This is a genomic window from Gordonia sp. Z-3, assembly GCF_036233855.1.
Lineage (GTDB): Bacteria > Actinomycetota > Actinomycetes > Mycobacteriales > Mycobacteriaceae > Gordonia > Gordonia tangerina.
On sequence record NZ_JAZARS010000004.1, the window covers coordinates 245,583 to 267,771 of the forward strand.

Sequence of the window (22,189 nt, forward strand, 5' to 3'; positions counted from 1 at the left end):
GCGACCGGTGTTGGGCCGACGCTCGGCTCGCGGCCGAGTGCTACATGGCAGGTGGCTGGGACTGCACGTGACGATCGCGTGGCGCCAACCGTTGGAGTTGGGTGACGTGCGCCGGTGTCAGTTCGTCGAGCGAGGCGACTCCGAGTAGGCGCATGGTGCGGGTGATCTGCTCGGCGAGGATCTCGATCGTTCGGTTCACGCCGGCTTCGCCGCCCGCCATCAGGCCGTAGAGGTAGGCGCGGCCGATGAGGGTGAAGCGGGCACCCAGGGCGATGGAGGCGACGATGTCGGCGCCGGAGGTGATGCCGGTGTCGAGGATGATCTCGGTGTCGTTGCCGACCTCGCGGGCCGCCTCGGGCAACAGGTGGAACGGGATGGGTGCGCGGTCGAGTTGGCGTCCACCGTGGTTGGACAGCACGATGCCGTCGACGCCGAGGTCGGTGACGGCTTTGGCGTCGTCGATGGTCTGGATGCCCTTGACGACCAGTTTGCCTGGCCACTGGCGTGTGATCCAGGCCAGATCGTCGAAGGTGACGGTGGGGTCGAACATGGTGTCGAGCAGTTCGGCGACGGTGCCCGACCAGCGGTCCAGCGAGGCGAACGCGAGGGGTTCGGTGGTGAGGAAGTCGATCCACCACTGTGGCCGGGGCAGGGCGTTGAGTACGGTTTTCGCGGTCAATGCCGGTGGGATGGACATGCCGTTGCGTTTGTCGCGCAGGCGGGCACCGGCGACCGGTACGTCGACGGTGACCAGCAGGGTGTCGTAGCCGGCGTTGGCGGCGCGTTCGACCAGTGCCATCGAGCGTTCGCGGTCTTTCCACATGTACAGCTGGAACCAGTTGCGGCCCGACGGGTTCGCGTTTTTGACGTCCTCGATGGAGGCGGTGCCCATCGTCGACAGTGAGAAGGGGATGCCGGCGTGGCCGGCGGCGCGGGCGCCGGCGTATTCGCCTTCGGTCTGCATCATGCGGGTGAAGCCGGTCGGTGCGATTCCGAAGGGTAGTTCCGAACGTCCGCCCAGGATGGTGCACGAGGTGTCGACCTTGGACACGTCACGCAGGATCGCCGGGTGGAATTCGATGTCGGCGAACGCTTGGCGGGCCCGGGCGATGGACAGTTCGGCTTCGGCTGAGCCGTCGGTGTAGTCGAACGCGGCCTTCGGGGTGCGGCGTTTGGCGATCGTGCGCAGATCGTCGATGGTCAGCGCGGCGTCCAGACGCCGCTTCTTGGCGTCGAACTGCGGCTTCTTGAACTGCATCAACGGCGCGAGATCTGCCACCTTGGGAACTCGACGTTTCATGATCATGCCTTTCCTGCCCCGACCGCGTCGCGGCGCGGGGGCACGTGCGTGCGGCGGGGAACGTAGTGTTGCGGCGGGAAGCGGTCGGCGACGATGTGGCGCATCGCCTCCAGGTCACCGTCGATGAGGTCATGGGCGCGCGCGGTGATCAACACGTTGCCCAGCGCGGTCGCCTCGACCGGCCCGGCCAGCACGGGTAGACCCAGACGGTCGGCGGTCAGCTGACACAACAACCGGTTCTGCGATCCGCCTCCGACGAGATGTACTGTCTGCACCGTTTTCCCGGACAGTGTGGCGGCCCGCTGCACGGTCTCGGCGAACGCCGCGGCGAGGCTTTCGATGATGGCCCGCACCATCTCCGGAAACGTCATCGGCGGCCGCATGCCGCGTTCGGCGTACCAATCCCGGATACGCCCGGGCATGTCGCCGGGCGGTAGGAATCGCGCGTCGTCGGTGTCGAAGACGTCGAACGCCGGTGTGACATCGGCGGCCTGGGCGAGCAGTTCGGACAGATCTGCCCGGTAGCCGTCGCGCTGATAGTGCCGCACCGTCTCACTGAGCAGCCACAGGCCCATCACGTTGTGCAGATAGCGAATCCGGCCGTCGGCGCCGACCTCGTTGGTGAAGTTGGCCTTCCATCCGGCACGCGAGACGTTTGGTGACTCGAGTTCCACACCCACGAGACCCCAGGTGCCGCACGAGATATAGGCCGCCGACGATGGGTCCATGGGGATCGCCGCAACTGCGGAGGCGGTGTCGTGTGAGGCGACCGCGGTCACGTGTGGCGCGTCGGCCAGCCCCAACCGGTCGGTGACCTCGGGAAGCAGCGATCCCAGATCGGATCCGGTTTCCACGATCTCGGGAAACAGCCCGACCGGCAGATTCAGGCGCTCCATCATCGCGGTATCCCACTGGCCGTTGATACCGAGCAGCCCGGTGGTCGAGGCGTTCGTGCGTTCGGTGCCGCGGCGTCCGGTGAGCCAGTAGGCGAGCAGGTCGGGGATGAGCAGCGCGCTGTCGGCGTGGTCGAGCAGGCCATCGCGCTTCTCGGCGGCCAACTGATACACGGTGGTGAATGGCAAGAACTGCAGCCCGTTACGCACATACAGATCCGCCGGGTCGAGTTCTGCGTGCACCGCCTTCACACCGGCGGCGGTCCGGTCGTCACGATAGTGATGCGGCAGCCCCAGCATGCGTCCGTCGCGCAGTAGTGCGTAGTCGACGGCCCAGGAGTCGATTCCGATCCCGACGAGGTCGTCGGATCGGCGGCCGGCTTCGGCCAGTCCGGCGCAGGCCTCGCGGAACAGGCCGGGCACATCCCAGTGCAGTGCCGTCCGTCGGCCGTCGAAGAGGTGGACCGGGTCGTTGCCGAACCGGGCGACCTGCTCGAGTTCGAGCCGGCCCGGCGAGATGTCGGCGAGCATGACACGTCCGCTGGTCGCGCCCAGGTCGATCGCGGCGACCTGGGCCGACCGGTCAGAGCGCCTCATCGCAGGAATGCGGCCGCGACGCCCGCGTCCACCGGCACGTGCAGACCGGTGGTGTGCGAGAAGTCCGAGGTGCACAGCGCGAACGCGGCGTTGGCGATGTTCTCCGGTAGCACCTCGCGCTTGAGCAGGGTGCGCTGCGCATAGAACTTGCCCAAGTCCTTCTCCTCGACGCCGTACACCGCGGCGCGCTGGGCGCCCCACCCGCCGGCGAAGATCCCCGAACCACGCACCACACCATCGGGATTGATGCCGTTGACCTTGACGCCGTGCTCGCCGAGCTCGGCCGCGAGCAGCCGCACCTGGTGGGCCTGGTCGGCCTTGGTGGCCGAGTAGGCGATGTTGTTGGGGCCGGCGAAAACCGAGTTCTTCGACGAGATGTAGAGGATGTCGCCGCCGAGTTTCTGGTCGATCAAAGCGCGGGCAGCGGCCTTGCTCACCAGGAACGAACCGCGCGCCATCACGCTGTGTTGGAGATCCCAGTCGGCGGCGGTGGTGTCGAGCAACGATTTCGACAACGACAGCCCGGCATTGTTGACCACGAGGTCGATGCCACCGAAGGCGAGCACCGTGGCATCAATCGCCTCCTGCACGGCAGCTTCGTCGGTGACGTCGGCGGCTACACCGATCGCCACGTCTGTCGACCCGATTTCCTCGGCCGCGGCCTGGGCCTTCGCGGCGTCGAGGTCGGCGATGACGACGCAGGCACCTTCGGCGGCGAGACGCGCAGCGATTGCCTTGCCGATACCCGATGCCGCACCGGTCACCAGCGCGATGCGGGTGGCCAGGGGTTTGGGCTTGGGCATGCGGGCGAGTTTGGCCTCCTCGAGTGCCCAGTACTCGATGCGGAACTTCTCCGATTCGTCGATGGGTGCGTAGGTGGAGACGGCTTCGGCCCCGCGCATCACGTTGATCGCGTTGAGGTAGAACTCACCGGCCACGCGTGCGGTCTGCTTGTCCTTGCCGAAGCTGAACATGCCGACGCCCGGGATGAGCACGATCGCCGGGTCGGCACCGCGCATCGCGGGGCTGTCGGCGGTGGCGTGCCGATCGTAGTAGGCGCGGTAGTCGGCGCGGTAGCTCTCGTGCAGTTCGGCCAGACGCTGCTTGCTCTCCTCGATCGTCGCCGATGCGGGCAGGTCCAACACCAGCGGCTTGACCTTGGTGCGCAGGAAGTGGTCCGGGCAGCTGGTGCCGAGCTCGGCCAAGCGCGGATGTTCGGAGGCCGCCAGGAATTCCAGCACTGGGTCGACGTCGGTGAAGTGACCGACCTGCGGACGGTCCACTGAGGCGAGGCCACGGATGAAAGGCGCCAGCGCAGCAGCCTTGACGCGACGCTCGTCGGCGGGCAATACGCCGTTACCGTCGAGCTGCGAGCCGAACGGCTGCGGGCGACCGTTGGCGCTGATGTAGCGCTCGGCGGACTCGATGATCTCCAGCGAGTTCGCCTCGGCTTCTGCGGAGGTGTCTCCCCACGCGGTGATGCCGTGACCGCCGAGGATGCATCCGATGGCCTGCGGGTTTGCCTGCTTGATCGCGGCGATGTCGAGGCCGAGCTGGAAGCCCGGTCGTCGCCACGGCACCCACACGACGCGGTCGTCGAAGATCTTGCGGGTCAACGCCTCCCCGTCGGCGGCGGTGGCGATCGCGATGCCGGAATCGGGGTGCAGGTGGTCGACGTGTGCGGCGTCGACCAGGCCGTGCATGGCGGTGTCGATGGACGGGGCGGCGCCGCCCTTGCCGTGCAGGCAGTAGTCGAAGGCGGCGACCATCTCGTCCTCACGCTCGAGGCCGGGGTAGACGTCGACGAGCGCGCGCATCCGGTCTAGCCGCAACACAGCCAGCCCTTTGTCGGTGAGCGTGCCCAGATCTCCGCCGGAGCCCTTGACCCACAGGAGGTCGACGTCCTCGCCGGTGACCGGGTCGGTGTCGGTGCCCTTGGCCGAGGTGTTGCCGCCGGCGTAATTGGTGTTCTTCGGATCGGCGCCGAGGCGGTTGGACCGCGCGATGAGTTCGGTGACGGTGGGGTTGGTCATGAGTTCGGTTCTCCTCGGGATGGGTTCGGTAGGTCAGGCGCCCCAGGAGGACTGGGTGCCCCCCACGCGCTCGTCGGCGATGCGCTCGGCGTACCCGGAGGCGGCGAAGGCGGCCATCGGATCGGCCGGTAGGCCGCGGGATTCGCGGCGCTGCGCGAGCATCGGGCGGACGTCGGTGTAGAAGGCGTCCATCATGATGGCGTTGGCGCCCAGCACATCGCCGGCCTCCTGGGCGGCGGTCAGGGCGTCGGTGTCCACGAGCAGCGCACGTGCGGTCATCTCCTGCACGTTGAGCACCGATCGGATCTGGCCGGGGATCTTGTCCTCTACGTTGTGGCACTGGTCGAGCATCAGCGCCACCGGTGAGCCGGTGTCCAGGCCGCCGCCGCGCACCACCTCGAACAGGATGCGGAACAGCTGGAACGGGTCCGCGGCGCCGACGATGAGGTCGTCGTCGGCGTAGAAGCGGGAGTTGAAGTCGAACGAGCCGAGCTTCCCGAGGCGGAGCAGCTGGGCGACGATGAACTCGATGTTGGTGCCCGGGGCGTGGTGTCCGGTGTCGAGGCAGACCATCGCCCGTTCGCCGAGCGCGCTGACGTGCGCGTAGGAAGTGCCCCAGTCGGGCACATCGGTCACGTACATGGCGGGCTCGAAGAACTTGTACTCCAGAACAAGTCGCTGGTCGTCGCCGATGTGTTGGTAGATCGTGGCCAGTGACTCGGCGAGACGGTCCTGGCGGCCGCGGATGTCGCCCTGTCCGGGGTAGTTGGTGCCGTCGGCCAGCCAGATCTTCAGATCGCGCGAACCGGTCTGACCCATCACGTCGATGCAGGCGAGGTGGTGGTCGATGGCCTTCTGCCGGACCGTCTTGTCGGTGTGGGTGAGACTGCCGAACTTGTAGTCGTCGTCCTGAAAGGTGTTGGAGTTGATGGTGCCCAGCGCAACCCCGAGATCCTCGGCGTACCGGCCGAGCGCGCGGTAGTCGTCGACGGTGTCCCACGGGATGTGCAGAGCGACCGAGGGCGCCAGGCCCGTCAGTTCGTTGACCTTGGCGGCGTCGGCGATCTTCTCGTGCACGGTGCGCGGGGTGCCCGGGGTGCCGAACACCTTGAACCGGGTGCCGGAGTTGCCGAACGCCCAGGAGGGTAGCTCGATTTGGAGGTTGTCGAGGATCGTCTCGTCAATGGTGGTCATGAGGGGTCCTTCGGTGGAGCCCCCGCCGCCGGCGTCGGGAGGAAGCACCGGCGGCGGAAGTGTTGGAACGTTTCAATTAGGGGGTGTAGGCGGCGATCAGGCTGGAGTGTGCGTGACCGGCCGGGGGGCCGCGAGATCAGTGCCCGAGGGGGTGCCACCCAGTTCCGGCGAGAGTGGCGTGCCGTAGCGTTCGACCTCGATCTCCTGCAGCGTCTTACCCTGCGTCTTGGGCGCCCAGATCGCGCCGATCACCAGGGCGACGGTCAGCAGGCCGACGAGTAAAGCGCCCACCGCCGGCAGGCCGGTGGCCGCGAGCATCGTCGGGAAGAAGTAACTGAGCAGGCCTGTCGCGGCACGGACGGCGAAGAACATGATGCCCTGCGCGCTGGCCCGGTACGGCGTGGCGAAGAGCTCACTGGCCCACAGGCTGTAGAAGGCCTGGGCGCCGATGCCCGACGAGATGCCCCACAGCACGGCGAAAACCAGCATGGTCGCGATACCGCTGTCGGTGAACAGGACCAGCACCAGCCAGCCGACGATGCCCAGCGCGGCGCCGAAGACATACAAGCCGCGCTGCGAGACGCGGTCGGCGTAGCGCATGAAGCCGAAATAGGTGGCCAGGACCGTGCAGCCCCAGACAAGCACCTGCAGCAGGTTCTGCTGGACCTCGCTGTGCAGGCCCGCGGTCTCGTACACCCGCGGCATGAAGATGCCTGCCTGGCCGGCCACGGTGTTCCAGAAGAGATAGATGCCGCCGAGCAACAGTAGCGCGGTGATGTTGACCTTCTTGGAGAACAGGCCCTTGACGCCGCGAGCGCCGACTGCGGACTCGATCGCCTGTGGCTCGCGCGCCGCCTCGTCCTTCCAGATCTTCGACTCGGCGAGTCCCTGACGAATCCACCACACCACGGCGGCGACGACGAACAGGTGCAGGAAGATCAATCGTGAACCGAGGAGTCCGAGCGGCGCCAGCGCGGCCGCGAGCGCGAAACCGATCAGGGGCCCGACCGACCAGGCGAGCTGGGCGGTCCCCACGTGTTTGGCGCGCTCCACCGATGGGGCCTCTTCGGCGATATAGGTCCATGAGGCCGGAACTCCGGCCCCGACTGCAATGCCGGTGATGATGAACGCTGCCAGCAGCATGGAGTAGTTGACCGCGAAGGCCGCGAGGAGCACGCCGGCCATGTAGACCAGCAGATCGTAGGTGTAGATCTTCTTGCGGCCGAACCGGTCGCACAGCGGCCCGCCGATCGCCGCGCCGATGGCGGCGCCGAAGGCGTTCGCGCTCAGGGCGGCGAGCAGGCCGACGGCGAAGTTGCTGATGCCGAACTCGTCCTGCCAGAACGCCAGGCTGGTGGCGATGGCGATGATGGAGCCGGCCTCGATGTAGTTCGACATGGCGACCGAGATGGTCGCCCGCCAGCCGGTGGTGGAGCGCGCTCCTACTTTCATGGTGCTTCCTCGCGTCGATCTCAGTAGAGAGGGTGGGGTCGATGAGGTCAAGCCGGGTCGGGGATGGGAAGGCTCCGATCAGTCGAGGTGGAAGTACTCGATCAGCTCGCTACGGACGGTGTCGGGGTTGGCGCCTGCCGTCTGGTCGGCGGTGCTCGCCGGGAGGAAATACTCCGACATCTGCCGCTGCCACCGTGTGTTGACGTCGGTGGCCTCCATGGCGGCAGCGGCCGCGGCGAAGTCGTCCGTTTCGAGGTAGCCGACGATCATGCCGTCGCCGGGGTGCAGGAACAGCGAGTAGTTGTGCCAGCCGGCCTCCCGTAGGGCTTCGAGCATCTCGGGCCACACGGTGGTGTGGGCATCGAGGTAGTCCTGCACGCGGTCGGGCTTGAGGTACATCACGAAGCACACGCGCTGACGTTGCGTCATGTCACTCCTGTTCGGCTGATCGCGACGGCCCGGTAGCAGGACGCCGACGTGGAGGTCTTCGAAACAACAGTTCGTTGAAACGTTTCAATTTGTGATAGCGGCAACACTAAGCGCATCGGAGTGAAGTAGTCAAGTGCGGGTTCGGCGACCCCGGATCATTGTCGGAGTGCTTCCGACGGTGACGATGGTCGTGGGCGACCTGGAGTGGAGAGCGGCGGGTCCGCCAGGCTCAGGCCAGTAGGCGGCGACTCAACTCGTCGATCACCTCGTGCGGTTGCCCGAACAGTTGAGCACTACCGTGAGCGCGTTTGAAGAACAGCGCGATGTCGTGCTCGGCGGTGATCCCGATACCGCCGTGAAGTTGGATGCCCTCGCCGGCGACGAGACAGAACGCCTCCGAACACTGCACGTGAGCGGCCGCCGCGAGATCCTCGGCGTCGGGTGCGCCGGCCACCGCCGCGGCCACCGCGGCCCGCGCAACTGACCGCGCGGCCTCCACGGCCGCGTACATGTCGGCCATCCGATGTTTGAGAGCCTGAAACGAACCGATCGTGCGACCGAACTGCTTGCGCGACTTGGTGTAGTCGACTGTCAGGTCGAGCGCCGCGGCGGCACCGCCCACCTGCTCGACAGCCAGTAGCGCCCACGCCAGGATGCGCAGGCGAACCGGGAGATCGGGGCCGGACGGGATCGTCGTCGCCGGTGTCTCGTCGAATTCGACCCGGGCGAGCGGGCGACTCGCGTCGACGACCGGTAGTGGCGTGATCCGCACCCCGTCGGCGTCGGCTCCGACGGCGTGCAGCGTCGTGGTCTCACGTCCGCCCGCCAACACGATGAACAGATCGGCAGATTCTGCGTCGATAACGTATTCGGCAGCGCCGGAGAGCAATCCGGCGTCGGCGTTGACGCCCGGCGACGACCAACCGCGCGGGTCCGCCCAGCACAGGGTCGCGATCTGTTCGCCGGCGGCCAACGCGGGCAGGAGTTCACGATTGGTCGCGTCGTCGTCGGCGAGCAGGATGGCGGCGGTCGCCAGTGCAGAGGTCAACACCGGGACCGGGCACAGCGAGCGACCCAACTCCTCCAACACCGCACCGGTCTCGGTGAACGACGCACCGCCCCCGCCGTAGGCCTCCGGGATGGGCAACGAGGCCACCCCGATCTCGGCGCATAGGGTGTCCCACAGTGCGCGGTCGATCCGCGGGGTGTGTCGCATGGCGGCCCGTGCGCTGGCCGAATCGCCTCGGCGGGTGACGAGTTCGCTGATCGCCTCGGCGAGGGCGGCGCGATCCTCGGCGGAGATGGCCGTCGATTCGGTCGTTGCGGTCACAGTGACTCCAGGACTCGTCGGCGCAGATCTGCGGGCGTACCCCACGCGGTCAGCAGGGCCCGCGTCTTGGTGAGATATAGCGACAGATCGTGCTCGGTGGTGTACCCGATCGCGCCGAGCACCTGCAGTGCGCGTCGCGATGCGAGATAGGCGGCGTCACCGGCAGCGACCTTCGCCGCTGCCACATCCCGGCGGACATCGGTGCCTTCGGGCACCAGACCGTCGACGCCCAAGGCGGCGGCATAGACGAGCGGGCGGGCCATCTCGACCGCGATCGCCACATCGGCGAGGTGGTGCTTGACCGCCTGGAACGAACCGATCGCCCGCCCGAACTGCTTGCGGGCCTGCGCATAGTCGGCAGCCGAGGCAAGCATGGCGCTCGCCATCCCCAGTAGTTGGGCGGCGGTGGCCAGTGTGCCGATGTCGGCGGCGTCGTGAACATCGACATTCTCGGCGAGGACTTCGTCGGGGCCGAGTTCGGCCAGGATTCGGGTGGGATCGACGGTTGCTACCCGGTCGGTTGTGGTGGCGGTGCTCAGCACGCCATCGATCACCACATAGGAGGTTTCGGCGATGGGGGCCAGCGGTGCGATGGGTGGGATGGCACACGTGGCCAGTGCGCCCTCGGCCAATGCGCTGAGGTGCGAGCCCGATACGCCGGCGCTGCGCAGGAGTACCGGTAGTACGGCGACGGTCTCCACGATCGGCCCGGGCAGGGCATGTCGACCGACCTGTTCCATCGCGACCACCATCTCGGTGGCACCGGCCGATGACCCGCCACTGCTCTCGTCGATGAGCAGTCCGGTGATCCCGGTCTCGGCCAGGGCGGTCACCACCTCTGCGACCGGGTGGTGATCACCATGGGTCCACGCCCGTGCCCGCGCTGGGATATCGGCCTTGGTGAGCAGCGCGTCGACGGTCGACGCGAGGTCATCGTGCACATCAGAGAGAAGAAAATCCATGGTTCACCGGTCCCCACGCGGCAGGCCCAGGAGCCGTTCCGCGATCACGTTGCGCTGGATCTCGTTGGTGCCGGCGTAGATCGGGCCCGACAACGAGAACAGATAGCCGTCCATCCACGCGTCGTCGACCTCGGCATCCACGCCCTGCAGGTCCAGCGCAGTCTCGTGGGCGACGATGTCCCACTGCGACCAGAAGACCTTGTTGATCGACGACTCCATGCCGAGTTGTCCACCCGCGGCGAGGCGACTGACCGTCTGATACGTCGACAACTCGTACGCGCGCGCCCCGATCCACGCATCCGCCACGCGCGCATCGACGTTGGCGGTCGCGTACACCGCGTCGTGATTGTGCTTCCAGAGGTCGACCAGCCTGTCGGTGGTGGCCAGGAATCGCCCCGGAGAACGCAACGACAGCCCGCGTTCGTTGGCCGCGGTACTCATCGCAACCTTCCAGCCGTTGTCGACGGCGCCGATGACGCCACTGCCACCTGGATCGGCCGGGTCGTCGGGGACGAAGACATCCTCGAGGAACAACTCGGCGAAACCTGGCTCGCCGTCGAGCTGCGCGATGGGGCGCACCGTGACACCCGGGCTGCGTAGGTCGAACATGAAGTAGGTCAAACCGCGGTGGCGCTGCGCCTCTTTGTCCGAGCGGAACAGGCCGAAGGCCCAGTCCGCGAAACTCGAGCGTGAGCTCCAGGTTTTCTGACCGTTCAACAACCACCCGCCGTCGGTGCGGGTGGCCGTGGAGCGGAGTGACGCGAGGTCGCTGCCGGCCTCCGGTTCGCTCCAGGCCTGCCCCCAGATGTCGTCGGCACGCGCCATCCGAGGCATGATGCGCGCGAGCTGATCCGGGTGCGCATGTTCGAACAACGTCGGCGCGAGCAGGAAGATGCCGTTCTGACTGACCCGGCCGGGCGCGCCGGCACGGTAATACTCCTCCTCGAAGATCACCCAGTGCAACAGGCCGACATCGCGACCGCCGTACTCCTCGGGCCAGCTCACCACCGACATCCGGTCGGCGGCCATGGTGCGTTCCCACTCGCGGTGCGCCTCGAACCCCTCAGCGGTGTCCATGGATGGAAGGGGTTGGGCAGGAACGTGGTCGGTGAGCCAGCTACGCACCTCGGCGCGGAACTGGTCGGCGTCGTCGTCGAAGAAGAGGTCCATGTCAGCTGCCGCTGCCGTTCACATTCGACCCGCTCCCGGCGCCGGACGACGCCTTCATCGACTTGGCATCCATCCCCCCAAGTGAGTCGCCGCCGGATTCGGCGTTGGCGGCGTGGGCGTAGTGATGCCACCCGAAGACCGAGTCCATCGAGTTGCGCAGTCCCATCTGGTCCTCGCAGATGTTGACGGCCTTCTTGGACAGGAACAGCCCCTGCATCGGCATCGCGGTCATCTTCGCTGCGATGGTGTCGACCTTCGTGACGAGTTCGTCGCGGGTCACAACATGGTTGACCATGCCCCATTCCGCCGCCTGGGTTGCGGTGAACCGTTCGCCGGTGAACAGGATCTCCTTGGCGCGGCGGGTGCCGAGGGCATAGGCGTGCGCGAAATACTCGACGCCCGGTATGCCCATCCGGGCAACCGGGTCGGAGAAGAAGGCGTCGTCGGAGGCGACGATGAAGTCGCAGATCCAGGCCAGCATGAGCCCACCCGCGATGCAGGCGCCGTGAACCTGCGCGATGACCGGCTTGGGGATCTCCCGCCAGCGGCGACACATTCCCATGTACACCTCCATCTCGCGGGCCAGACGCTGGTCGGCGCCGGACTTGTCGGAGTGGTCCCAGTGCAGGGTGGCGACGTTGTCGTAGTAGGTGTCGAAGTCACGTTCGGGAGTGCCGATGTCGTGCCCGGCCGAGAAGTGTTTGCCGTTGGCGCGTAGCACGATCACCTTGACCGCTGCGTCGTCGACCGCCTTGCGGAACGCGGCGTCCAGCGAGTACGTCATCACCGAGTTCTGGGCGTTGCGGTACTCGGGACGGTTGAGCGTCACGTAGGCGACGGCGCTCTCGGGACCACCCACCTCGTAGGCGACCGGCGACGAATCCGGACCCAGATCGTCTGGGCCGAGTGCGGGCGGGATGACGGCATCACTCATGTCCCGAGCTTAACCTAGCAAGTGCTTGGTTGGTAGACGGGTGGTCGTGTGTACGGCCGGTCTGGGGGCCCGGGTCAGCCGCGTGTCACCGCAGTCGGGCCGAGATCGAACTCGCGGCCGCGTGTACCGCCTCGGCCAACGTCCGCAAGTCTGCGGCCGGCAATGTGGTGTTCGGGCATACCACGATCGATGCGACGACCAGCCCCGACGAGTCGATGATCGGGGCGCCGACGGTCACGGCCGCCACCTCGCCATCGAGCTCGGTAGGCAGGTAATCGATCGCGGACAACTCCGTCAGCAGGTCGCCCACCCGTGCGCGGAGTCGATCCGAAACGCTGTCGAGCGTGCCGAGTGCCTCGATCATCGCCACGTGGTCATCGGTCATCCGCTCGATGGAGTACCCGCGTTCGGCAACGGTCTGCAGTACCTGCCGCAGTCGAGGGCGGATCGAGTCCGGGGCTTGCGCGATCCACGCGGCCTGGGACTCGGCGGATTCATAGGCGATGAACTCCCGGCAAATGGGCGGCCGGAGACGGACCTGGCGCCCGTGCCGAAACCACGGAGATTCCTCCCGATCGCGGGATCGCGCCGGGACGACGTGGTCGGTCACCGTGATCAGATCGGGCGCGATCCGTTGTGCGACGAACGCGGCCAGATCGAACCGGTCGCTCAACTCATGGGCACATGTGCTCGCCCATCGCGCGACGTTATCGGCCGAACCGGTCGCACGCGCCAGCGCCGCGAACGCCGGTCCGACGGTGAAAGCGCCGGTCTTCGAGTCGCGCAGCACCCAGCCGTGCTCGATCAGTTCACCGACGATCGCGTGGGCGGTGGCCCGGGACAGGCCCGTCCGCCGGACGATCTCGGCAAGGGACAGGGGTGGTTGCTGGGGGCTCGCCAGGAGTTCGATGATGCGGATGACGCGGTTCGTCGGGGGAGAATGTGAGGACCGGTCCTGTGGCGGGCCCGAAGCGCGCGTCACTTGTTGACGCGCATCGGCCGCCTCACCTACCGTCTGTGTCACATAGTCAATGCTTAGTGTCGAGTATTCGACATGTCAAGGAGAGCGAATGGTTGCGAGCGCAGCGGATGCGAAAGTCGGACACGCGCATCACGGCTACGAGTTGACCCATCTCGCCGCGCTGGAAGCCGAGTCGGTGCACATCATGCGCGAGGTGGCGGCGACCTTCGAACGCCCAGGGTTGCTCTTTTCAGGTGGCAAGGACTCCGTGGTGATGTTTCACCTCGCGCAGAAGGCGTTCTGGCCGGCGCCCGTCCCGTTCCCGCTGATGCATATCGACACGGGCCACAACTTCGATGAGGTCATGGAGTATCGCGACCGGGTGGTCGCGGACACGGGCGTGCGCCTGGTGGTGAGTTCGGTACAAGACGACATCGACGCGGGTCGGGTCGTCGAGGACACGGGCCCGGGGGCGAGTCGCAACCGGCTGCAAACCACGGCGTTGCTGCGCGGCATCCAGGAGAACCGGTTCGACGCAGTGTTCGGTGGTGCGCGGCGCGATGAGGAGAAGGCGCGTGCGAAGGAACGAGTGTTCAGCTTCCGCGACGAATTCGGGGCATGGGACCCGCGGGCTCAACGACCCGAATTGTGGCAGCTCTACAACGGCCGCCATCACAAGGGTGAGCACATCCGGGTGTTCCCGCTGAGCAACTGGACCGAACTCGACATCTGGCAGTACATCGCGGCCGAGAACATCGAACTGCCGCCCATCTACTACGCCCACCAGCGCGAGGTGATACCGCGCGACGGCATGTATCTGGCGAAAACCCGCTTCCTGCAGCCGTATCCGGGTGAGCAGACCCAGATCGAGACCGTGCGATTCCGCACCGTCGGCGACGCCACCTGCACCGGTTGTGTGCTCAGCACCGCCGACACCGTCGAGAAGGTGATCGACGAGATCGCCATCACCCGCGTCACCGAGCGTGGTGCGACACGCGCCGACGACCGCATCTCGGAAGCCGGCATGGAGGATCGCAAGAAGGAGGGCTACTTCTGATGCCCAAGGAACTGTTGCGGTTGGCGACTGCGGGTTCGGTCGACGACGGAAAATCGACCTTGATCGGTCGACTCCTCTTCGATTCGAAGACGATCTTCACCGACCAACTCGAATCGATCGAACGCACCAGCGCCGAACGCGGCGACGAGTACGCGAATCTGGCGCTGCTCACCGACGGACTGCGCGCCGAGCGCGAGCAGGGCATCACCATTGACGTCGCCTACCGCTATTTCTCCACGCCCAAGCGGAAGTTCATCATCGCCGACACACCCGGGCACGTGCAGTACACCCGGAACATGGTGACCGGGGCGTCGACCGCCGATCTCGCGATCATTCTCGTCGACGCCCGCAAAGGCATTCTCGAACAGACGCGGCGGCACGCGTTCCTGTCATCGCTGCTGGGGATTCCGCACCTCACGATCTGTGTGAACAAAATGGATCTCGTCGACTGGTCGCAGGAGCGGTTCGACGAGATCTGCGACGACTTCATCGCTTTCGCGGCAAAACTGAATGTCACCGACCTCACCTTCATCCCGCTGTCGGCGCTCCAGGGCGACAATGTGGTGGACCAATCGGTCAACATGCCCTGGTACGAGGGGCGGCCGCTGCTCAACCACCTCGAGAACGTCTACATCGCGTCGGATCGCAACCTGATCGATGCACGCATGCCGGTCCAGTACGTGATCCGCCCGCAGCGCAGCGACGGCGCCGATCACCGCGCGTACGCGGGAACCGTTGCCGGTGGTGTCTTCTCGCAGGGCGACGAAGTGGTGGTGCTGCCCAGCGGATTCAGCACCACCATCACCGGCATCTGGGGACCCGGCGGCGAGCGGGTCGACGAAGCGTTCGCGTCGATGGCGGTGTCGATGGAACTCGCCGACGAGATCGACATCGTCCGCGGTGACATGCTGGCACGGCCGAACAATCGTCCCTACGTGGGCCGCGACATCGACGCGATGGTGTGCTGGTTCTCCGACGACACCGAACTGCGGCCGGGCAACCGGTACGTGATGATGTGCGGGACCCGTACCACGCGCGCGCAGATCAGCGGGCTGAACTACCGGCTCGATGTCAACACCCTGCACCGAGATGAAGAAGCCAAGACGTTACAGCTCAACGAGATCGCACGCATCTCGGTGCACGCCCAGCAACCCCTGTTGTTCGACGCATACCGCAAGAACCGGGAAACGGGCAGCTTCATCCTGATCGACGAGGCGACCAACAAGACTGTCGGAGCGGGCATGATCACCGCGCCGGTCAGCAAGGACAGCCACGTCGTGTGGCAGACCACGAAGGTCACCCGCGAGCAGCGCACCCACCAGGGGGCGACCATCTGGCTGACCGGGTTGTCGGGGTCGGGGAAGTCCTCGCTCGCGGTGGAACTAGAGCGGCGGATGGTGGCCGAAAGTCGATTCGCCTACCTCATGGACGGCGACAACCTCCGGCACGGCCTGAACGCCGACCTCGGCTTCTCCGACGACGACCGGCGTGAGAACATCCGCCGGACCAGTGAGGTGGCCGCGTTGTTCGCCGATGCGGGCGCAATTTCCATCGTGTCGCTGATCAGCCCGTTCGCCGATGAACGCCGGCGTGCGCGGGAGATCCACGCCGAGCGGCGCCTGCCGTTCTACGAGATCTTTGTCGACACCCCGCTCGAGGTCTGTGAGCAGCGGGATCCCAAGGGGCTCTATGCCAAGGCCCGTCGCGGCGAGATCAGCCAATTCACCGGCATCGACTCGCCGTACGAACGTCCCGCCGATCCCGACGTCCTCGTGACACCATCGGATGGCTCGCCCGCCGAGGTGGCCGAATCGATCATCCGCAACCTGGGACTGTAGGAGACAGCGTGTCAGAGGATCGTGTTCTCGCCGGCGAGCTCGCCACCGCCGCCGGACAGTTGCTCCTGCAGATCCGCGCCGAGAGTGATCTGCGCGGAAAGGAACTCGGTGCCGAAGGGGATCGGCGGTCGAATGATCTCTTGCTGGAGCGGTTGGCGGCCGCACGTCCCGATGACAAGGTGTTGTCGGAGGAATCGGCCGACGACAAGAGTCGACTGCATGCGGAGCGGGTGTGGATCGTCGACCCTGTCGACGGCACACGGGAATACGGTACTGACGGGCATACCGACTGGGCGGTGCACGTGGCGTTGTGGTCGGCCGAGAGTGGCCTGATCGCCGGTGCTGTGGCGCTACCCGCATTGGATGTCACCTACGTCGACAGTGGCGAACCGGTCGCGGCGACAACGGGCTTGGCATCGTCTGCGCGTGGCGAGCGACCGCGGGTGGTGGTGAGTGCTTCGCGCGCACCGGCCTTCTCGCAGGCGGTGGCCGAGGCGATCGGCGGCGAGTTGCTACCGATGGGCTCCGCGGGTGCGAAAGCGATGGCCGTGGTGCGCGGGGAGGCCGATGCCTACGTGCACGCCGGTGGCCAGTACGAGTGGGATTCGGCGGCTCCGGTCGCGGTCGCGCAGGCCAAGGGGCTGTGGTGTGGCCGCATCGACGGAAGTGCCCTCGTCTACAACCAGGACGACACCTACCTGCCCGACCTGGTCATCTGTCGTCCCGAGTTGCGCGACGCGATTCTCGCGGTGACCGCGTCGTCGTAGTGGGCCGTACTGGATCTCGATACGCCCTCCGCTGGCGCTCCGGGCTACTCGATCAGCTGTCGGGTGGTCTCGTTGAGTGGGTCATGCTGGTTGAGTAGCGGTGCGTGAGCTTGCGAGCGCAGCGTGTATCGAAACCTGTTGTGGTGGATCTCGATACGCTCTCCGCTGGCGCTTCGGGCTACTCGATCAGCGGAGGAACGATCAGGGTCAGCGCTGGAGTCCGGCAAGGACATTGCGGAGGGCGGTGCGGATGTCGCCCACCTCGATGCGCATCAGGTCGTCCTGGGACAGCGATGCGAGATCGTCGGACGCCGAGAGCCGGTATTCGCGCTCCTCCTCCGCGGCCTCGACGATGTTGCGGATGAAACGCCCATTGCCGGCCACGTCGCTGGCTCGCCGTATCCCCGAGGGGCTCTGCCGCACATCGTGATACAGAGGTGTGCAGGCTTGTTCGAGTTCGATGACGGATTCGTGGGTGAGCAGTGAATCGCGCCGACGAGCGATGAAGTCGCCGATCCGGGCGAGTTCATCGGGTGTGTAGGACTCGAACCGCACGCGACGGGCGAACCGGGACGCGAGGCCGTCGTTGGACGACAACAGGCGGTCGATCTCGGAGTCGTATCCGGCGATGATCACAACCAGACGGTCCCGGTCGTCCTCCATCCGGGCCAGGAGTGTGTCGACGGCCTCTTTACCGAACGCATCCCCACCGGAGAGCCCCTCTTGGATGAGGGTGTAGGCCTCGTCGATGAACAGCACACCGTCCATGGCCGAATCGATGACGGCCGACGTCTTGGGCGCCGTGGAGCCGAGGTGTTCGCCGACGAGGTCGCGGCGGGTCGCCTCGATCACCTTGTCGGTCTTGATGAACCCGAGGCCGCAGTAGATTTTCGCGACGATCCGGGCCACGGTCGTCTTGCCGGTACCGGGCGGACCGGTGAAGGCGAGGTGCAGACTGCGCGCGGCGGTGTTGAGGCCACGGTCGGCGCGGACCTTGGCCAGCGTGGCGGCCGACTGGAGTTTGGCGACCTGCTCCTTGACCGAGTCGAGGCCGATCTGGTCGGACAATTCACGTTGGGCCTCGGTCACCATGTCCGCCATCTCGGGACGTTCGGCGGTGTCGGAGACCAGCGAGTCGGCGAGATCGGGCACCGAGTCGGGGTCCCACGGGTCGCTCCGCTCGGCGATGGCGTCGGGGGAGGTGATGACCAATCGGAAATTCGGCGACTTCAGCGCCTGCCCGGCCGGTGAGTTCGGGTCCCGGGCGTAGGCCTGCTCGAACATCGCCCGCGCCTTGTCCTCATGGCCCTGTTCACGCAGCGCGAGGCCGTGGAGGTACATCGCCTCGGTGGCGAGGGCCGGAATCGGACCGTCGACGACGTTCTGCAGCCTTCGGATGCCCTCCCCGAACATGCCCATCTGCACGCACGCCGCGCCGACCATGTTGTCAGCGGCCGCTTGCAGGAAGCTGTCGTTCCACCGCTCCGAGCGTCGTAGGGCGGTGAGTACGTCGGGCCAGCGTTTCGCCGACAGGTACAGAAACGCCTGCACGAACTCCACGATCGGCGTCCGATGGGCTGCGGGTACGTCGTCGAGGACGTCCTGGGCTCCGGCGAAATCCTGACCACGCGTCAGTGAACCGGCATAGGCGGCCGCCGCCTCGGTGGCATCGGTCATCGGATAGGTGATGTGACCCACCGTCCACCGGCCGACCAGCGTTCGCTGCGGCAATCCGAGTCGCCGTTGCTCGTGGCCGATTGTGCTGCGGGTTCGGTACAGGGCGAGCAACACCTCGTCGGTGTCCTCGCCGCAGACGAGTCGTCCCAGCCACGCGTCGGCCATCGACGGGTCCCATTCACTGGCCCGCGTGAACGCCTTGGCGGCCTGGGCGGCATTGTTGATCGGTTCCTGGCCCTCGACGGCGATGCCGAGCGAGAGCACTCCGAGTTCGAACAATTGCCTCGCTTTGCGGACGTCAGCCATCGGGTCCCCCAGTCCGTGCTCGTGCAGGTCACCCACGGTGTGGTGACCTGTCCGTGTCAGGTGCCCAGCGTAGCGGGGCGCCTGTCCACTCCCACACGCGGCCGCGGCCGAGCCTGACATAGACTCGTCAGAGTGAGTGCGCAGGTGGATACCGTTTCAGCCGCAGCAGGCAGCCCCGACCAACCGCAGCCTTTCCGTGAGCTCGGACTCAAGGACGACGAGTACGCCCGGATCAAGGAGATCCTCGGCCGCCGTCCGACCGACGCGGAACTCGCGATGTACTCGGTCATGTGGTCGGAGCATTGCAGTTACAAGTCGTCGAAGGTGCATCTGCGCTACTTCGGTGAGACCACCACCGACGAGATGCGCGCGAGCATGCTCGCCGGCATCGGCGAGAACGCCGGTGTTGTCGACATCGGCGACGGGTGGGCGGTCACCTTCAAGGTGGAGTCGCACAATCACCCCAGCTACGTCGAGCCCTACCAGGGGGCGGCCACCGGCGTCGGCGGCATCGTCCGCGACATCATGGCAATGGGAGCACGACCGATCGCGGTGATGGATCAGCTGCGCTTCGGTCCGGCAGATGCTTCCGACACCCGCCGGGTCGTCGACGGTGTGGTCCGCGGCGTCGGCGGCTACGGCAACTCCCTCGGCCTGCCCAACGTCGGTGGTGAGACCGTCTTCGACGCCAGCTATGCGGGTAATCCTCTGGTCAACGCGCTGTGCGCGGGTGTGCTGCGCACCGAGGACCTGCACCTGGCCTTCGCGTCGGGAGCCGGCAACAAGATCATCCTGTTCGGCGCGCGGACCGGTCTGGACGGCATCGGCGGCGTGTCGGTGCTGGCGTCGGAGACGTTCGACGACTCCGACGGGAACTCCGGGCCGAACCGTAAGAAGCTACCGAGTGTGCAGGTCGGTGACCCGTTCACCGAGAAGGTGCTCATCGAGTGCTGCCTCGAGCTCTATCACGCGGGCCTCGTCGTCGGTATCCAGGATCTCGGCGGCGCCGGGCTCTCCTGCGCCACCTCGGAGCTCGCCGCCGCCGGAGACGGCGGCATGCACATCGACCTGGAAAAGGTGCCGATGCGCGCCGAGGGCATGACCCCGGCCGAGGTGCTCTCCAGCGAGTCGCAGGAACGCATGTGCGCGGTGGTGACGCCGGACAATGTCGACGCGTTCCTGGCCGTGTGCAAGAAGTGGGATGTGCTGGCGACCGTGATCGGTGAGGTCACCGACGGCGATCATCTCGTCATCACTTGGGACGGCGAGACCGTCGTCGACGTCCCACCGCGCACCGTCGCCCACGAGGGCCCCGTCTACGAGCGCCCGGTCGCCCGGCCGGACTGGCAGGACGGCGTCACCTCGTCGACCACCGCGTCACTGAAACGGCCCGAGACGTCCGACGAGCTGCGGGCCACGGCACTCGAGCTGCTCGCCTCGCCGGCCCTGTGCAGCCGTAAGTTCATCACCGAGCAGTACGACCGCTACGTACGTGGCAACACCGTGCTCGCCGAGGCCGCCGACTCCGGCATGGTCCGCATCGACGAGGCATCCGGCCGAGGCATCGCGTTGGCCACCGACGCATCGGGTCGCTACACCTACCTCGATCCGTATCGGGGTGCGCAGCTCGCGCTGGCCGAGGCCTACCGCAACGTGGCGGTGTCGGGTGCGTCGCCGAAGGCTGTCACCAACTGCCTCAACTTCGGATCGCCCGAGGACCCGGCGGTGATGTGGCAATTCCAGCAGGCCGTGCGCGGCCTCGCCGACGGTTGCGCCGAACTCGGTATCCCGGTGACCGGCGGCAACGTCAGCTTCTACAACCAGACCGGGTCGACCGCGATTCTGCCGACGCCAGTGGTCGGCGTGCTCGGCATCATCGACGACGTACATCGGCGGGTGCCGACCGGGTTCGGCACCGAGCCGGGGGAGACCTTGATCCTGCTCGGCGAGACCCGCGACGAGTTCGACGGCTCCATCTGGTCGCAGGTTGCTCACGATCACCTCGGTGGGGTGCCGCCGCGGGTCGACCTCGCGCACGAACGGCTGCTCGCCGAGATCATGGTCGCCGCGTCGCGCGACGGGCTGGTCTCGGCGGCCCACGACCTGTCCGAGGGCGGCCTGTTCCAGGCGGTCGTCGAATCGGCGCTGGCCGGCGAGACCGGTTGCCGCATCCTGCTTCCCGACGGTGCAGACCCCTTCGTATGGCTGTTCTCCGAGTCCGCCGGCCGCGCCGTGGTCGCGGTGCCGCGCACCGAGGAGTCGCGGTTGTGCTCGATGCTCGACGCGCGCGGCATGCCGTGGACGCGGATCGGGGTGGTGGACCAGGGTAGCGACTCGGTGACCGTGCAGGACCAGTTCGAGGTCACCCTCGCCGACCTCCGCGCGACCCACGAGGGAACTCTGCCGAAGCTGTTCGGCTGATGTCCTCCGAGCCGGGCGTGTTCGGACCACACGAGCTCGGCGCGCTGGTGTGGTTCTACGACATGCACGGCTACGCGACGCTGCGTGGACTGCTGACCGAATCCGATGTCGCGGCGGTCGAACGTGAATGCACCGCGGCGCAGCAGGCGGTGATCGCCGGTGAACTCGACATCCGCCACGGCTCGACGGTGTTCCTCGACGAGGAGGCCAAGGCCCAGCGGTTCGCCAACTACGTCGAGTACGTCAGCGAGATCTCGCCGGCGGTGCGAGCGGCCGTCACCCACCCGGTACTCGCCGACGCAATGGCTCGGCTGCTCGGAGAACGCGCCTGGCTGCGTGCGCATGAACAGTTCGGCGTGGTCTACCAGGATGCCCGACCCGGCCGGGAGTCCGGCTACACCCGGATCGGCTGGCATTCGGACTGGCAGGCGGGCCCGAGCCTCGACGTCTGGCCGTCGACGGCGTTCACCATCCACATCGACGGGACCAGCCCTGCCAACGGTTTCCTGCGCGTCGTCCCCGGCTCGCACCTGTGGGCGACGCCGGCACCCTACCGGAACGTCAACGGCGTCGAGGTGCCCGCGACGGCGCGCCCGGCCGGCGGCCGCACGGATCGGCCGCCGCCCTTCGACATGCCATTGCGGTTCGAGAAGGTGCCCGGCGAGGTCGCCGTGTACGCCGAGCGCGGCGACATCCTGCTGCATGACTGCTACCTGTGGCACTCCGCTGCCCGCGCGACCGACGACGACTCGCGGCGCAGACATGTGCGTGGTGGCTACTTCGGGGGCACCAAACCTGCTGCGGGTGTTGAGGAGTTCATCAAAAACGCGGCGCGCTGAGGAGCCCGCGCTGAGGAGCACGCTCACTA

17 protein-coding genes are annotated in these 22,189 nt (G+C 66.8%); 5 read left to right on the forward strand and 12 right to left on the reverse strand.

Annotated features, from left to right (window positions below):
* Positions 1-40: 40 nt before the first annotated feature.
* The 11 genes from VX037_RS06380 to VX037_RS06430 all read right to left on the reverse strand — a co-directional run bounded on the left by VX037_RS06380 (position 41) and on the right by VX037_RS06430 (position 13,318).
* Complete coding sequence (locus tag VX037_RS06380; RefSeq protein WP_328713635.1) at positions 41-1,300, reverse strand: alpha-hydroxy acid oxidase; 1,260 nt, start codon at positions 1,298-1,300, stop codon at positions 41-43.
* 2 nt (positions 1,301-1,302) lie between these two features.
* Positions 1,303-2,790: a rhamnulokinase gene (locus tag VX037_RS06385; protein ID WP_266060481.1), complete on the reverse strand. Its 1,488-nt coding sequence runs from the start codon at positions 2,788-2,790 to the stop codon at positions 1,303-1,305.
* Positions 2,787-4,823: a bifunctional aldolase/short-chain dehydrogenase gene (locus tag VX037_RS06390; RefSeq protein ID WP_328713636.1), complete on the reverse strand. Its 2,037-nt coding sequence runs from the start codon at positions 4,821-4,823 to the stop codon at positions 2,787-2,789. The genes VX037_RS06385 and VX037_RS06390 overlap by 4 nt, the downstream gene beginning before the upstream one ends.
* Before the next feature lie 33 nt (positions 4,824-4,856).
* Positions 4,857-6,017, reverse strand: coding sequence for an L-rhamnose isomerase (rhaI, locus tag VX037_RS06395; protein ID WP_328713638.1), 1,161 nt, complete (start codon positions 6,015-6,017; stop codon positions 4,857-4,859).
* 96 nt (positions 6,018-6,113) lie between these two features.
* Positions 6,114-7,469 (reverse strand): MFS transporter, encoded by a 1,356-nt coding sequence (locus VX037_RS06400; RefSeq protein WP_328713640.1) that lies wholly within the window; start codon positions 7,467-7,469, stop codon positions 6,114-6,116.
* Between the two features lie 78 nt (positions 7,470-7,547).
* Complete coding sequence (locus tag VX037_RS06405; RefSeq protein WP_328713641.1) at positions 7,548-7,898, reverse strand: L-rhamnose mutarotase; 351 nt, start codon at positions 7,896-7,898, stop codon at positions 7,548-7,550.
* A gap of 229 nt (positions 7,899-8,127) precedes the next feature.
* Entirely contained in the window at positions 8,128-9,228 is a 1,101-nt protein-coding gene (locus VX037_RS06410; RefSeq protein ID WP_235725264.1) for an acyl-CoA dehydrogenase family protein, read from the reverse strand.
* Complete coding sequence (locus VX037_RS06415) at positions 9,225-10,190, reverse strand: acyl-CoA dehydrogenase family protein (RefSeq protein WP_235725265.1); 966 nt, start codon at positions 10,188-10,190, stop codon at positions 9,225-9,227. Before VX037_RS06415 ends, VX037_RS06410 begins: the two co-directional genes overlap by 4 nt.
* 3 nt (positions 10,191-10,193) lie before the next feature.
* Positions 10,194-11,360 carry an acyl-CoA dehydrogenase family protein gene (locus tag VX037_RS06420; RefSeq protein ID WP_328713643.1) on the reverse strand — a complete coding sequence of 389 codons (1,167 nt, stop codon included), beginning with the start codon at positions 11,358-11,360 and terminating at the stop codon, positions 10,194-10,196.
* Between the two features lies 1 nt (position 11,361).
* Positions 11,362-12,294: an enoyl-CoA hydratase gene (locus VX037_RS06425; RefSeq protein ID WP_328713645.1), complete on the reverse strand. Its 933-nt coding sequence runs from the start codon at positions 12,292-12,294 to the stop codon at positions 11,362-11,364.
* 85 nt (positions 12,295-12,379) lie between these two features.
* Positions 12,380-13,318 carry an IclR family transcriptional regulator gene (locus tag VX037_RS06430; protein ID WP_328713646.1) on the reverse strand — a complete coding sequence of 313 codons (939 nt, stop codon included), beginning with the start codon at positions 13,316-13,318 and terminating at the stop codon, positions 12,380-12,382.
* A 46-nt stretch (positions 13,319-13,364) separates the two neighbouring features.
* On the opposite strand from VX037_RS06430, the gene cysD reads away from it, so the two are divergent.
* Genes cysD through VX037_RS06445 form a run of 3 tightly spaced genes read left to right on the forward strand, consistent with a single transcriptional unit; the run spans position 13,365 to position 16,917 of the window.
* Positions 13,365-14,312 (forward strand): sulfate adenylyltransferase subunit CysD, encoded by a 948-nt coding sequence (gene cysD, locus VX037_RS06435; protein WP_328713648.1) that lies wholly within the window; start codon positions 13,365-13,367, stop codon positions 14,310-14,312.
* Positions 14,312-16,150: an adenylyl-sulfate kinase gene (cysC, locus tag VX037_RS06440; protein WP_328713650.1), complete on the forward strand. Its 1,839-nt coding sequence runs from the start codon at positions 14,312-14,314 to the stop codon at positions 16,148-16,150. The genes cysD and cysC overlap by 1 nt, the downstream gene beginning before the upstream one ends.
* Before the next feature lie 8 nt (positions 16,151-16,158).
* Complete coding sequence (locus VX037_RS06445; RefSeq protein ID WP_328713652.1) at positions 16,159-16,917, forward strand: 3'(2'),5'-bisphosphate nucleotidase CysQ; 759 nt, start codon at positions 16,159-16,161, stop codon at positions 16,915-16,917.
* Positions 16,918-17,124: 207 nt separating this feature from the next.
* Here the strand turns inward: VX037_RS06445 and eccA are convergent, their stop codons facing one another.
* Positions 17,125-18,900 (reverse strand): type VII secretion AAA-ATPase EccA, encoded by a 1,776-nt coding sequence (eccA, locus tag VX037_RS06450; RefSeq protein ID WP_266060561.1) that lies wholly within the window; start codon positions 18,898-18,900, stop codon positions 17,125-17,127.
* A gap of 132 nt (positions 18,901-19,032) precedes the next feature.
* Between eccA and purL the strand changes: the two genes are divergently transcribed.
* A complete protein-coding gene (gene purL, locus VX037_RS06455; protein ID WP_266060499.1) occupies positions 19,033-21,321 on the forward strand; it encodes a phosphoribosylformylglycinamidine synthase subunit PurL in 2,289 nt (762 codons plus the stop codon).
* Positions 21,321-22,160 carry a phytanoyl-CoA dioxygenase family protein gene (locus tag VX037_RS06460; protein WP_235725280.1) on the forward strand — a complete coding sequence of 280 codons (840 nt, stop codon included), beginning with the start codon at positions 21,321-21,323 and terminating at the stop codon, positions 22,158-22,160. Before purL ends, VX037_RS06460 begins: the two co-directional genes overlap by 1 nt.
* Positions 22,161-22,189 lie beyond the last annotated feature (29 nt).